At 56.7% G+C, this 14,566-nt stretch carries 9 protein-coding genes; all 9 read right to left on the bottom strand.

The window, feature by feature from the left end:
* Window positions 1-13 precede the first annotated feature (13 nt).
* Window positions 14-3,463, bottom strand: coding sequence for a transglutaminase family protein (locus tag VGH19_07255; GenBank protein ID HEY1171144.1), 3,450 nt, complete (start codon window positions 3,461-3,463; stop codon window positions 14-16).
* 529 nt (window positions 3,464-3,992) lie between these two features.
* On the bottom strand, window positions 3,993-4,715 hold the full coding sequence (locus VGH19_07250; protein HEY1171143.1) for a DUF554 domain-containing protein: 723 nt from the start codon (window positions 4,713-4,715) through the stop codon (window positions 3,993-3,995).
* Window positions 4,716-4,843: 128 nt separating this feature from the next.
* Window positions 4,844-5,326 (bottom strand): MogA/MoaB family molybdenum cofactor biosynthesis protein, encoded by a 483-nt coding sequence (locus VGH19_07245; GenBank protein HEY1171142.1) that lies wholly within the window; start codon window positions 5,324-5,326, stop codon window positions 4,844-4,846.
* A 173-nt stretch (window positions 5,327-5,499) separates the two neighbouring features.
* On the bottom strand, window positions 5,500-5,976 hold the full coding sequence (moaC, locus tag VGH19_07240; protein ID HEY1171141.1) for a cyclic pyranopterin monophosphate synthase MoaC: 477 nt from the start codon (window positions 5,974-5,976) through the stop codon (window positions 5,500-5,502).
* The gene (panB, locus tag VGH19_07235; protein ID HEY1171140.1) at window positions 5,969-6,736 is read right to left on the bottom strand and encodes a 3-methyl-2-oxobutanoate hydroxymethyltransferase; all 768 of its coding nucleotides are present in this window, start codon (window positions 6,734-6,736) and stop codon (window positions 5,969-5,971) included. Before panB ends, moaC begins: the two co-directional genes overlap by 8 nt.
* Window positions 6,737-6,866: 130 nt before the next feature.
* A complete protein-coding gene (locus VGH19_07230) occupies window positions 6,867-8,444 on the bottom strand; it encodes a SpoIIE family protein phosphatase (GenBank protein HEY1171139.1) in 1,578 nt (525 codons plus the stop codon).
* Complete coding sequence (locus tag VGH19_07225; GenBank protein ID HEY1171138.1) at window positions 8,441-8,674, bottom strand: hypothetical protein; 234 nt, start codon at window positions 8,672-8,674, stop codon at window positions 8,441-8,443. Before VGH19_07225 ends, VGH19_07230 begins: the two co-directional genes overlap by 4 nt.
* A 33-nt stretch (window positions 8,675-8,707) precedes the next feature.
* Window positions 8,708-13,261: an AAA domain-containing protein gene (locus tag VGH19_07220; protein ID HEY1171137.1), complete on the bottom strand. Its 4,554-nt coding sequence runs from the start codon at window positions 13,259-13,261 to the stop codon at window positions 8,708-8,710.
* Between the two features lie 566 nt (window positions 13,262-13,827).
* Window positions 13,828-14,382: a hypothetical protein gene (locus VGH19_07215; protein HEY1171136.1), complete on the bottom strand. Its 555-nt coding sequence runs from the start codon at window positions 14,380-14,382 to the stop codon at window positions 13,828-13,830.
* Window positions 14,383-14,566 lie beyond the last annotated feature (184 nt).

Here is a 14,566-nt window from a genome sequence, read left to right as displayed (position 1 = left end):
GTCTGGACTTTTTTCAGACATTCCGCAGATCAAGTGTAAGCGGGAATTCCGGATTCACCGGCACCACTTTTTGTTTCAATTTACCGGGCGTATGCCCGTGACGGAAGAAGCGTGCCAAGCGACGGCTCTCCGCCTCATACGCATTCACCGGGAACGTGACGTAATTCCGCCCGCCCGGATGCGCCACATGATACGCACAACCACCCAGCGAACGCTCGCTCCACGTATCCACCACATCCACCACGAGCGGACCGTGCACTGGAATCGTCGGTTGCAAGCACGAGGCCGGTTGCCATGCGCGATAACGCACGCCCGCAACAAACTCGCCCTTAGTGCCCGTCGGATGCAGCGGCAGTTGATATCCATTTACCGCCAGCTTATGACGCGGATCGGTCATGCCTTGCACCTTGATCTGCATGCGTTCCAGCGAGGAATCCACATAACGCACCGTGCCTCCTGCACCCGGTTCTTCACCCAACACATGCCAAGGCTCCAAGGCATGACGCAGTTCGATGTTCAATCCACGCGCGGCGTAATCACCCGCGAACGGGAAACGGAACTCGAAGTGCGGTGCGAACCACTCCGGCTTCATCTGATAACCGAAGTCTTGCAGATCGCTCACCACATCTTCCATGTCTTGCCAGACGAAGTGCGGCATCATCCACTTGTCATGAATCTCCGTGCCCCAGCGCACGAGCGGCTTCGTGTAAGGCTCCTGCCAGAACCGGCTGACCAATGAGCGCAACAACAAGTGCTGCGTGAGGCTCATCTGCGAATGCGGCGGCATCTCAAACGCGCGCATCTCCAAGAGTCCCAAGCGTCCCGTGCTGCTCTCCGGTGCATACAGCTTATCGATGCAGAATTCCGCCCGATGCGTGTTGCCTGTCGAATCGATCAGCAAATTGCGGAACAGGCGATCCACCAGCCACGGCGGCAGCCAGCCCTTGTCCGGGATCTGCTTAAACGCCACTTCCAATTCATACAGCGCGTCATTTCGCGCCTCATCGATACGTGGACTCTGGCTCGTCGGCCCGAGGAACATGCCGCTGAACATGTAGGACAACGACGGATGATTCTGCCAATAAGACACGAGACTCCGCAGCATATCCGGACGGCGCAGCAACGGACTGTCCGCCGGTGTGGAGCCACCGATGATGATATGATTGCCGCCGCCGGTGCCAGCGTGCTTGCCATCCACCATGAATTTCTCCGTGCCCAAGCGCGACTCACGCGCTTCCTCGTAGAGCACCGTCGTGCGTTCAACAAGTTCCTGCCAGTTGCTGGAAGGATGTAAATTCACCTCGATCACGCCAGGGTCAGGCGTCACCTTCAGCACGTTGAGGCGCGAATCAAACGGCGGCGTATAACCTTCGATCACCACTGGCGTTTGCAGATACTCTGCCGTCTCTTCGATGGCCGCAATCAGTTCGAGATAATCTTCCAGCGTCTCCACCGGAGGCATGAACACATGCAGCTTGCCGTCGCGCGGTTCGACACACAGCGCCGTGCGCACGATCCACAAGGCCGATTGCTGCTTGTCTGGCCGCTTGGTCGGGTCTTGCCGCTGATCTTGTAATTTCGGGATTTGCGGCTTCGTGTGCGGAATCGCCTGCCCACCAATACCAAACCCGCTATATCCAGAACCCAAACCTCCCGGCGGCAAACCGGCTGCGATGAAGCGTTGTGGATCTTTCGCTGGACGCGGCGGCAAGGGCGGACGCGTCACCATCGGATCCAGTTCGTTCACGAAAGGATACTCCGACTCCTTAACCCACGGCACGGAATCCAAACGCAAACGGAAGCCCATTGCCGAATCACCCGGCACTAGATACATCCGCTCCGAGCGCAAGAACCACGGACCGCTCGCCCAGATCGGCTTGTTCCCGGCCCAACGACGTTGGATCGGCAACATATGCCCGATAACCTTATCGAGACCTTGCTCAAACACCTTCGCCAGACGCTTGCGCTCTTCGGGATCGCTCAAATTGGATTTGTGCGGATCCACATTATCCGGCAGACGACGTTCCTTCCACAGATAATAGAAGGCATCCTCGTAACCCGGCAAAACCCACTGTGGATCAACATCCAAACGCGACGTCAGCGCTTGAATGAACTGTTCCGAATCCTTCGCGTTGTGTCCGTAATTCTTGGTTTCTTCCGCGATCAATTCGCGGTTCTCCCAGATCGGCACGCCGTCCTTGCGCCAGTAACAACCGAACGCCCACCGCGGCAATTGCTCGCCGGGATACCACTTGCCCTGGCCATAGTGCATCAACGCACCCGGCGACCAGCGCTTCTGTAAACGCTTCAGCAAATCATCTGCGCGAGCGCGTTTCGTTGGCCCCAGTGCCGCTGAAGTCCACTCTGCGCCATCGTAATCATCAATGGAAACAAACGTCGGCTCACCACCCATCGTGAGGCGCACGTCATGCTTCGAGAGATCTCCATCCACGCGGTGACCGAGCTTCTCGATTTCCGCCCATTGCTCCGCTGTGTAAGGCAACGTCACTCGCGGTGTCTCCGCGATGCGTGTCACCTTCATTTCGAAGCTGAACTCGCTCTTGCACTCATCCACACCACCCGTGATCGCCGCCGCACTCGTCGGATCCGGCGCTGCCGCCAAGGGGATATGCCCTTCACCCGCCAGCAAACCGCTCGTCGGGTCTAGTCCGATCCAACCCGCACCAGGCAGATACACCTCGCACCACGCGTGCAAATCCGTGAAATCCTGTGCGGCACCGCTCGGGCCATCGAGCGATTTCACATCCGCCTTGAGTTGGATGAGGTAGCCGCTCACGAAACGAGTCGCCAAGCCGCAATGCCGCATCAACTGGCACATCAACCATGCTGAGTCACGGCACGAACCGCTCAATGTCGTCAACGTCTCTTCCGGCGTCTGCACACCCGGCTCCATGCGGATGAGATACTTGATGTCCTTCCACAGGCGCTGATTCAATTCCACGAGGAAATCTATCGTCCGCAGTCGCGGATCTTCTTCACTTTCCTTCGGCGGCTCATTGTCGAGGTAAGGCAGGCTCTTCTCGCCGATGATCTCCTTCCGCACCTGCTCCAGATACGCGAGGAACTTCGGCGTCATCCCGCACTTCAATTGAAACGGTTCCAGCTCATGATCCAACGTGGAATCATACTGGAAGGGAAATTTTTCCGCGTGCGGCTCCAGGAAGAAATCGAACGGATTCAGCACCGACATCTCCGCCACTAGGTCCACCTCCACACAAAACTCACGGGTAGGTTGCTCAAAGACTGCACGCGCAAGGTAGTTGGATTGTGGGTCCTGCTGCCAGTTCAGAAAGTGGTCTTCCGGCGTGATCTTCAGCGAGTAACCCAAGATACGCGTCCGCGCATGAGGTGCCGGACGCAAGCGGATGATCTGCGGCCCCAAATTTACCAGCCGGTCATACTTGTAATGCGTGCGATGATGCAGTGCTACGTGAATGGCCATATTCGCTTTCTGAATGTGCGCTACGGTTGTCCCGAAAATCGTTGTTAAACTCTTGGGCGACAAGTCACTGGCCGGTTACTCCAGCGACCTCCGCACTCTTGATTAGTTGCGTTTCAAAATCAAATGTTCCCTATCACCCTTTTTCTTCTTCAACTGTCGCCAATTTACCCGACTTCTAAGATAACTGTTAACCCTGTATCGGCTACATCGGCTATATCGTCACAAAATATCAAAAATCTCACCTCGATTGCGCTCTCACATTCATCTCTACTCTATAAGTTTCCCATTTTACGACAAAACCACTCCAGCCGCATTTTGACCATGTTGCAGCTTTTTACGCAGGGTTAAATATTGGTTCTAGCGGAAACCCTATGAAAATCCCATTCCGCCACCGCTAAACCCATCTCCTTCAACTGTTAACATATCCCGTGCCAACTGGCAGGTTAAGATTGCATGACGCTGTCAGCTAACTCTCCTCTTGCTACAAACCATAATAGCAACCCGGTTTTCACCCTTCACACCTCGCCCCTTACCCGAGCCACTTCGTCAGCAACGGCGCCACCGCCAAAGCGGGCAGATAATTCGCCAAAGGTACTGTCCTTACTCCATAGATCACCAGCGGCAGACACAACACCAACAACCCACCAGTAGCGTTCAATGAATTGATCATTGATTGGTCCAGATGTTCCGCGAGCAACTTCGCCAGCAACGTCAGCGTCCCCTGATAAGCGATCACCGGAATCACTGCCAACATCACACTCCATCCGAAGACAGCAGCAAAACTCAACGTAGCCAGCCCATCCAAAGCCCCCTTCAACGCGAGGGTCTTGAACTCACCCGTCAGTCCATCCTGGATGGAACCCAAGATCGCCATCGGTCCCACGCAGAAAAGCAATGTGCAGGTGATGAACCCTTCCGTGACCGGTTGCTTCTCTCCTTTCTGCGCTTTGGTAAATCGTTCGGTAGCATACTCACCTAGCTTTGCCAGCCGCTTTTGAATCCCCAGAATCATCCCGATGATGTTTCCGAGAATGAGCGAGAGAAACATGATGCCCACTTGTTTTGCGATTTGCCAAAAAGTCCCACCCACTCCCGACCAAATCATGTGTGCCGCCGCGATGAACGTGAAGATGACCAACACCGCCTTGATATTATTCTGCGCATCAGTGCTCAACTGCTTCTTGACCATCAACCCGATGATGCCTCCAAGCAGAATCGCCCCTGCATTGATCGCTGTACCCAATCCAGTCATATGTTCATCTGTAGCAGCCGACGTAAGGAGGCTCTAACTCTACCTTTCGATGTTCAGAGTTCGATGCTGGATGTTCGATGTTTCCAAAACTTCGTCATTCGGGCTTGGTCATTAGTCATTTAGCTGCACTAGCAGCTTGTAGGCACTTCTTGCAACACCTCCACACAATGCGGAATCGCCCCCACCACAAAGCTCAAACACTCCACCGCACCGCTCGGCTTGCCTGGCAGACAAATCACCAGGGCGTGATCCACCACTGCTGCCAAGTTTCGTGAAAGAATCGCATTCTTCGTGATCTTCATCGATTCAGCCCGCATCACCTCGCCGAAACCCGGCAATTCACGAATAGAAATCTCCCGCACCGCCTCCGGCGTCACATCGCGCAAGGCGACACCCGTGCCACCAGTCGTCAGAATAAGCTGGCAGCCCTTACTGATTTGCTCGCGAATGGCCCGTTGAATATCGCGCTTCTCATCCGGCACCAACGCATCCGTCATCACCTTCCAGCCATAGCCTTCCGCCGCTTTCTTCAGCGCCGGTCCGCCAAGATCGTCATAAAGCCCCTTGGACGCGCGATCGGAAATCGTGATGATGCCAACTTGGATTTGCATGGAGGAATTCGTGGTTCGCTATTCGTTAAAAAGTTAAATAGATGAATCGTGGCATTAAGGCGCCCTCTAAAAAGGAGCGCGGCATTCATGCCGCTTCAACGTTCAAGTCAGAGATGATTAACAATGCGCCAGAAGACAGAGTCAAACCGTTTCACTCTTCACCATTCAACGATTCAACCTTTTAACGGCTCAATATCCCTCTTCGTCTTCGAAACCAACTGCACCTCCGTGATCACCATCGTCTTGTCCACCGCCTTACACATGTCGTAGATCGTCAGTGCCGCCACGCTCACTGCCGTCAAAGCCTCCATCTCGATGCCCGTCTGCGCCGCGATCTTCGCCGATGCCGTGATCACCACCCGATCATTCGTCTCTGGGATCTCGAACTTCACCTCGCAATGCGTGATCGGCAGCGGATGACACAGCGGAATCAATTCCCCCGTCCGCTTCGCCGCCATGATACCTGCAATTCGCGCCACCGAAAACACATCCCCCTTGGCCACCGCATTCTCGCGGATAAGTTTCAGTGTATTCGGCAATACAAGAATCTCCCCTCGTGCCACCGCTTCGCGCAATTGCACCGGCTTCGCCGAGACATCCACCATGGATGCCTTTCCCTGTTCATCGATATGTGTCAGCTTGTCAGACATTTTCCACCCCACGTTTCCACTCTTCCACCGCTGATTTTATCTCCAATCCGCACTGCCGCGTCGGTTTCACAAACTTCGGCGTGAACCACGGGAACATCCCGATCAAATCATGCGTCACCAATATCTGCCCATCACAATCCGTCCCTGAACCGATGCCGATGGTGACAAACGGAAACTTTTCCGTCATCTCTTTCGCGACCGGGGGTGTGACTAATTCCAGCACTACGGCAAACACATCCGCTTCATGCAGCGCAATCGCATCATCGATCAGCTTTACACGTCCCTCTTCATCCTTGCCCTTGATACGATACTTTCCCTCTTCGAGAATGTGCTGCGGCAACATGCCTAGATGCCCCATGAACGGTATGCCCGCTTCCTTGATCGCCATGATCTGCGGTAAAATCTCCCGACCACCTTCTGCCTTCACCGCATCCGCACCCGCATCCACGAGACGTTGCGCATTCGCCACCGCGCATTGCGGCGTCACGTAACTATGGTACGGCAGATCGCCCACGATCATCGCCTTCGGATTCGCCCTCGCCACGGCGCGCACGTGATGCTCGATCTCCGCCATCGTCACATGTGTGGTGTCCGGATACCCCAGTACTACCATACCTAACGAATCGCCCACCAGCAGCAACGGAATGCCCGCATCATCCAACAACCGCGCCATCGGATAATCATACGCCGTGAGTGAAGCGAGCCGCTGCTTGCCCTTCATGCCCCGGATAACATCCACCGTGATCTTGCCTTCACGCATGCCGCAACATTGCCCTGATACGCCCATCCAACAAGTGTGTTTTTCTCCGAGTTGAATTTAAACCACCGAAGCAGCTAGCCGCACAGTCGTAGTGGGACAGGGGCGATCGCCTGTCTAGGCTCCCTATCTCTTACTTCACCTTCAGCACCACCGCTGTGAAATCATCCGCCTGCTCTCCATCCCCACTGAATGCCTTCACCGCCACATACAGCGCCTCCACAATTTCCCGGGAAGATTTGTGACGGTTCTCTTGCACCACTTTCAGCATGTTCTCCGAACCGAAAAATTCATCATCCGCATTCATCGCCTCTTCGATGCCATCCGTCAGCAACAGCACGATCTCTCCCGGTGTCAGGATCAGTGGCGAGGCTGACTTGTATTCAGTATCGTATTTGATGCCCAGTGGCTTGCCCGTGCGTTTCAACTCCGACCGCACCTGCCCTTGCGAGTTCAGCACATAACCCGTCGAGTGCCCCGCACTCGCATACACGATGCTTCGCGTCGTCGGATCAATCTGCACCAGTAACATCGTCACGAAGCGTTCGCTGCCCACATCTTCCGCCAGCACGCGATTCGCCCGCGTCAAAATCTCCCCCACATCATCACGATTTCGCGCCAGTATCCGCAGATACGCCCGCGTCTCCGCCATCAGCAACGCCGGGCCTATGCCATGCCCCGTCACATCACCGATCGCCACGCCCACGCGATTATGCAACATGGGCAGGTAATCGAAATAATCTCCACCCGCCGCTTCTGCCGGATGCGATGAACCGGCGATATCGAAATCCCCCAGCTTCGGTGATTCCTTCGGAAACAACCTCTCTTGAATTTCCCGCGCCACGCGGAACTGCTCCTGGTTCTCGCGCAACTCCTTCTCTGCTTTCTTACGCTCCGTGATATCGCGGATGAACGCCACGAACCATCGTTTGCCTTGCAGCTCCATGTCATTGAACACGATTTCCAGCAGAGTATCCCGTCCATCTTTCCGTTGGCCCACCGTCTCCAACATATGCAATCGCGAATTCGTCACACCTGAGTGCAGCGATTGCACCAAGGCCGGATCAATCGTCTTCAACGGCTTGTCCGGCAGCAACACCGTCAGATTCTTATTAACTAGCTCATCTGGCTTGTAACCAAAGATCACCTCCACCGCCGGGTTCGCGAAATGGATCACACTGTCCGTATCCATCAGCAACACCGCATCCGGTGCCGTCTCCCACAGCAGGCGATACCGCACCTCGCTCTCACGTACCGATTCTTCCGCTTGCCGACGCGCCATGCGCGTAGATGCCTCGCGCAGCTCCCGCTCCACCGCCGCGACCAAACGCGCGAGCTGGCCCTTCATGAAATAATCATGCGCCCCCGCCTTCATCGCCGCCACCGCGATGTCCTCACCGATGCCGCCGGAGATGATGATGAACGGCAGATCAATGCCGCTGTCTTGAAGAAGTTTGAGAGCCTCCGGCGCGCTGAATTCCGGGAGATTATAATCCGCCAGCACGACCTCCCATTGCTTCTCCCGGAGCGCCGTCTCCATCTGCGGAGCCGTCTCCACCCGTTGCCACTTGGGCTCGTAGCCGCCCTGTCGCAGCACATTCACCAGGATACGGGCGTCGAATTCTGAATCCTCCACCACCAGCACGCGCAAGGGAGTGCGCGTAGTCGCAGTTGTCGGTCGCTGCTCGATGCTGGCTTGAGCCTCGCTCATGAATATATTAGTTGGACAGTAAACCCGTTTTTCAACCCTACCAAGACAAAATCTGCTGTTTTCAAACCGTCTGGCTGGTGCCCATCTTCACTCTCACAAACAGTGGTGGCCTCAAGGAATGACCGCCAGGTATTAAAAGCATCTGCGTTTTCCGCAGTGGCAAGCGTTGCGTCCTCCGATTCGTCGTTTGATTGTTCAATGCGTTGAATCATCAAAATGCGCCATTCCACAATTTAAACTTTTTAATCATACAGCGATCAGGCTCACTCCTTAGTCATAGCTCCCGTGCCGTCGGGTCGGGATTTGGTTTCGTCATTGGTTATTCCGCCAGCCACTTCCAAATGCTTCTCCACCACCTGCCCTAACTGCCCTTCTCCATCCCGGAACAACGCCGGACTCCACAACCGATGCAGCTTCCACCCTTGCGAACTCAGCACCATGCTGCGGAACTGCTCCCACGAGATCGGGTCCGGTGTCTTCTGGTAACGCGTGAAATCCGCCAACACCCCCAGCGTCACATCCGCGCCCAATTCCGGATGCGTCAACGCAACATCCACGCAGAACCCGTCATTGCCCCAATACAACGTCGAACCCACCTCATGCTCCGCGTGCAACGTCCCGCCCACGGCCTCTACTAAGGTCGATGGCCGCGTCGTCTCATTCGGCACGCATTGCACCAGCGCTTTGCCGCGTGCCTGCTCCATCTCGTTTTGCCAACGCTCAAACGTCGCGCCCACGCCTTCCGCATAGCGTAAGTAATCGTAGAGAAAATGCCGCCCCGTCGGACGCTGCCCCGCCTCCAATTGCTCCGGGCTGATATACTCCGCCCGCGGTATCGAGGTCAGAATATGGATCGCCGCCCGCGCCCTCGTCACCAACACATTGAGTCGCCGCTCACCACCGCTGCGCGATAACGCTCCGAAATTTCGCCGGAACTTCCCGTTCGCATCCAAGCCGAACGTCGTGCAGATGATCATATGATCCCGCTCATCACCCTGCACATTCTCCAGATTCTTCACGAACAATCCCTCGAAGGAATCATTCCCGCGCCGTTTCTTCGCTGCCTCCAATCGCTGCGCGAATCTCGCATCCGTCGCCGCTTTCTCATCCAACGCTTCGAGAATCAGATCGCGCTGATTCAGATTGAAGCACGCCACGCCGATCGACGGCGGATTCTTGTCATCCAGCAATTCCACCACCAACTCCGCCGCGGCCTTCGCCTCCGCTTCATTCCCACGATCTTTGTAGAGTCCATCCACGCGCACCAAGCGTATCGGTGCGGACAACGCCCGGTTCTGCGGATGCCCCGGAATCGGCTGCAACCGCTTCGCATAAAACGATTCGTTCGAGAACCCGATGAGCGCCTCATTCCGCGACCGGTAATGCACATCCAGAAACGCCTCCTGCACATTCAGGTTCAGCGCCGCCGTCAGCAGGTCTTCCGCCTCTGATTGCTGCTGCACAAAAACCTCTTCCGCCGTCTCCGCCGCCGTGTCCTCGCTATCCGCCAAGGCCTGCTCAAAGAATCGTGTCGGCGGCAACTGCTTCGGATCACCCGCGATCACCACTCGCTTGCCGCGCAACAACACCGGCAACGCCTCCTCCAAGCGGCACTGGCTCGCCTCATCAAACATCACCACATCGAACAACGCTTCCCGCGGGAAGATTTGCGCCACCGTCGCCGGACTCGCCATCCACACCGGGCACAGGTCGAACAACGGATCGCCACCTTCTGTGCCTGCACCCGACGCGATCATCTGCCTCAATTTCATCGCCCGCTCACCACGCACGAAGAGCCGTTGCCGCAATGACGCCCCCAACGTATTCAACCGCGATCCCGTCGAGGCCAGCAACCGTTCGCGCCACACCTTCTGCCAGCGATGCAACACACTCGCCCGCACCACCTGCTTCTTCTCTTCCGTGCGCTCCAACAATTCCGCGAAGGCCGCCTCCACGCGCTTCGTATCAATCCGCGCCAGCGCCTCATCCTCGCGCAACCGCTTCCGTATCTCGCGCGAAAGCACCGCCGCCTTCAACGCCGGTTCCGCCGTCTCCCACGGCATCCCCTGCACCGCCGTAATGCTCACCGCTTCTTGCATCGGCGCAGAGAGTGTCTTGTGCCGATCCGTCAAACGAATCGCTTCCTCCAACGTGTCAAAGAACTCCACGAAACGCTCACAAATCTCTGTCGCCGCTTTATTTTTCCGCCACTCACCCGAAAGCTCCCCGATCGCCGCCCCCCAATGTGCTGCCGGCATCTTGCCGGCAGTAAGGGCGCTCCCACCAGTCACACCACTACCCAAATTACCATTACCCTCCCCCTCTCCGCCAGGCACCCGCCCACGCAAACCTGTAAACACCCCCGTCTCCATGAGCGCCACCTCCAGCCCATGAATCGCATCCGCCCGCTTCGCCGATTGCCGCAACATCGCCACACACGCCGTCCCCTTGCCGTTCAGGTCTTGCAGCGTCGCCAGCACCGTCCCTTGCACCAATGCATACACCGGTTGCTTGATCGTTTTCAGCACCGTGATCACCTCTGGCAACCCATCGCGGAACGTCAACAATTCCTCATCCGTCGGCAATGTCGGTGCCTCTTTGCCCAACAACCGGTCCTGCAAATCACTCCATAGATACCTCGCCTTGAGTCCGAGATAAAACTTCCGCGCCCGCTCCGTCGCTTCCGGCGTCAACGGCAAGGCCAAGGGCGTCAACGACAACGACGCTTCCTTCTTTTTCGCGAACGCAAAGAACCGCGTCCAACTCCCCGCAATCGGCGCCCAGTTATCCAGCGCCAGCAATCGCCTGCCCACTTCGCCCAGTGACGGCACTGCGCCCTTCACTTGCAGATACAGCTCCCGTTCCAGCGGATGCCCCAATCGCTCCGCCTCCTTCGCCATCCCGGAAATCTCTTCCTCAAACCGCTGCCATTGCGTGCTCGCCGCCAGCTTTAACGCCACCTCCGGCAACCCGCGTTTCACCACCGCATCCAGCAAATCCGCCAACACATTCCTCGCCTCCGCCTGCTCCCGCGCCGCAAAACTCGGCTCTAAAGCTACCAACCAACGTGCTGCCGGCATCTTGCCGTCAGTAAGGGCGCTCCCACCAGTCACAGGCTGTTCCAAATCACCCGCAATCGCACCTTCCCCGCCAGGTAACGTCTCATCCACTCCCTTCGCCGCCCCCACCGCCTTCTCCAGCTTTCCCTTGATCTCCGCTGGCCGACTCGCCAGCCATTCGCTCAACGTCATCCCCAACCGCCCCCGATACGGACTCTCCGGCCACCGCGCCACGATCGCCCGCTTCAAAATCTCCTCCGCATCCGTCCGATGCGTCACCAGATCATCGGTTGATAATCCTTCCACTTCCGGCAGATCTACCCCGCCCTTCTCCCGCGCCAGCCACCATTCACCCACCAATTGATGAAAAGATTCCCCCTCCGCACCGCAGCCGTGCAACCGATCAAAATATCCACGCAACTCCGCATGCAAATCGTTCAACCGCGAATTCGTCTGATTAAGCTTCTTCGCCGGATCAGCCAGCTCCGCCGCTTGTGCTAATTCCTCCAACTTCTCCCGCACGTGCATGTAGAGCTGCGTGCGATCCTTCTGCGGATCATGGATCACCCCGCAGAACCCGCCCAACCCCATGCTCTCCAACCGATACTTCACCACATCCAGCGCCGTGCGCTTGTCACATACGAACAAAACCCGCTCACCCCGCGCCAAATGGTCACCAATGATATTCGCGATCGTCTGGCTCTTCCCCGTTCCCGGCGGTCCATGGATGACGAGCGCCGCACTACGCCGCGCATGCGCCACTGCCTCCGCCTGGCAAGGATCCGCATGCGTGACTAAAAGCTCTTCGCTAAAATCTCGCTTCGCCTTCGCGCCAGTGTTCGCCTCGTGATCCCACTCCTTCGCTTCGGGCAATTGATTCGCCTCCGCTTCTTCCAGCGCCTTTGGCGAGAGAAACGCCTGCACCGGATTCACCAGCTTCGGCTCCTGCTCCTGCATCCACTTCGTATCCCGCAGCAATCCCGGATTCACGAGCGGAAACAAACCCAAGATCGCACACGGCAAAATCTCCGCCTTCGTCGGCAAGGCATCCGTCCTCGGCACCGTTTGCAAAACCGTGTTCTCGTCAAATACTGGCACGTTCTCGATCCCCGCCGCCTTCGCCGCCAGCGCAATAGTCTCCGCGATCTCCCGCCACGGATTCTTCCCCTCCTCATCTGCGAACAGCGCTTCCGTCGATTGCCCCGTCTGCTGCTCGATCCACGCCAGCAACCCCGGATTCGGCATCACCAGGTCCGCACCCTCACCCGTCACTTCCAGCGTCACGCCCGGATTCAATCCCCGCCGCACATTCAAAGTCACCGGCACAAACGCGATTGGCGCCAGAATCCGCGAAGACTTAAATCCCTGCCGATCCTGCGTTACCGGAATGGACAAAAGCGGAAACCCTACGAACAACGCCTGCTCACCATGATCATTGTAGTACTCCATGGAATCCTCCGCGATGTCCCGCAGCTTCCCCAACACTTTCCCTTGCTTGTCCGCCGAAGTCCGCGCATTGCGTTGCTCCTCCGACCACTCGCTCTCCGGATAACTCGGCCAGCTAAACTCCGCCACCTTCGCCGGAAACTCCACCTTCCCTTCGATCAAACGTCCCAGCACTGTCGCCGGTTCCGTCCCTTGCAAATGCCGCAACTCCAGCAGATCCACCCGTTGCCGACTGTTATGCGGCTTCGCGTTCAACCCCGGACCGGCGATCAGGCTCGCGTAGAGCCGCTGCAACATCGTGCGCAGTATCATGCTATTTTCGTTAGTCCCCATATCAGAACCTATTCCCCAAACCCTCCGCAAGCCTAGCGTTCCCCATCGTAATCGTCCTTCGTCCTCGAAACCAAGGTAAGGACCGGTTCCACCCGGTCCCAAACTCTTTTCGCAACCGCCCTACCAAACCATGGTGGCCATACCATCTCCCGCCCAATCCCCCGTCCACTTCCGCTCTTCATCCGCCTACATCCTGCCATCTTTCAAAACACCCCGCCACCACTACGCTCGCTATAACTCGTACAACTACACAAAATTCACGATTCATCATGCCATCACCGTAGCTCCTCCGCTTCACTCCCGCTAACTATGCGTTCCACTAGGTTCCATTACGTTCACGCAAAATCTCTTTCATGCACCTCCACTTTGCCCTGATTTCCCTCCAACCGCGAACCCTCCATGCGCTATATGAGCTACATGGAGACAAAATCACCTCTAACCCGAGAATTTTGCATTTCCCCCTTCTCTCGATGTTTCCCCTTTCTTAAATTCCCCCCATCCGTGTGATCCGTTCCATCCGTGGCTAATAATTCTCCCTAGAAATCCTACCAATCCGCCCCACGTTTCATTCCCTTCACCACCTCTTTAGTATACACCCTCTCCACCACCACCTTCTTCCGATTTTTCTCCTCGCTCACCGACCGTATCTCACCCGCCTGCACCACCGCCTCGATCTTCCAATAATCCCAGCCATACTTCTCCTCCACCGGTGCAAAGAACTCCATCGCGAGTTTTCCCTCCTTCACCTGATAATACCCTAGCCACACCCCATCGAACTGATCCGGCTCCGACGCCGCCATCGGCTTACGTCCCAACAAGCGGAACATCACCCGCCCATCCGGCCAAAAGCGAAAATAACTCCCCCGATCACTCGTCACCCCGCGATCCACCTTATGCTCCCGATAATAAACCGCCTCAAAATCGATCCCCGCATCCGCCGACACCACTTCCGGGGACACCGTGAACTTCGGCTTCGCCGGAAAGACTCGATCTTCCGTCATCGGCACCATCGCCGCCGCTCGTTTTGCCATCTTACCCGCACAACCACTCGAGGCCAAAAGCAAGCCGCCCACCATCAAAAATGTCCAAAGTCTTTTCACGCGTTACTCCAAGAATCGCCCTAGCACCTCCTAACCGCGAGATTTTTCGGTTCTTCGCTGTTTTCAGTGGAATGGGTTCAGTGCTGGGGCAGGCGGAGTTTGCCTGCGAGGAAGTAGAGCATGGTGATGAGGTAGGTGGAGGAGCGGTAACCACGCGCTTTGCGGCGGGTGGCGCTGAAGACGC

The organism is Verrucomicrobiia bacterium (assembly GCA_036405135.1).
Taxonomy (GTDB): Bacteria; Verrucomicrobiota; Verrucomicrobiia; order Limisphaerales; family JAEYXS01; genus JAEYXS01.
This window is presented reverse-complemented; position numbering and strand designations above follow the sequence as displayed.

Coding starts and splice junctions, on each gene's coding strand:
- VGH19_07250 (HEY1171143.1), bottom strand. CDS start 4,715: ATGACTGGATTGGGTACAGCGATCAATGCAGGGGCGATTCTGCTTGGA.
- VGH19_07255 (HEY1171144.1), bottom strand. CDS start 3,463: ATGGCCATTCACGTAGCACTGCATCATCGCACGCATTACAAGTATGAC.
- VGH19_07220 (HEY1171137.1), bottom strand. CDS start 13,261: ATGATACTGCGCACGATGTTGCAGCGGCTCTACGCGAGCCTGATCGCC.
- VGH19_07230 (HEY1171139.1), bottom strand. CDS start 8,444: ATGAGCGAGGCTCAAGCCAGCATCGAGCAGCGACCGACAACTGCGACT.
- VGH19_07245 (HEY1171142.1), bottom strand. CDS start 5,326: ATGCAAATCCAAGTTGGCATCATCACGATTTCCGATCGCGCGTCCAAG.
- moaC (HEY1171141.1), bottom strand. CDS start 5,976: ATGTCTGACAAGCTGACACATATCGATGAACAGGGAAAGGCATCCATG.
- panB (HEY1171140.1), bottom strand. CDS start 6,736: ATGCGTGAAGGCAAGATCACGGTGGATGTTATCCGGGGCATGAAGGGC.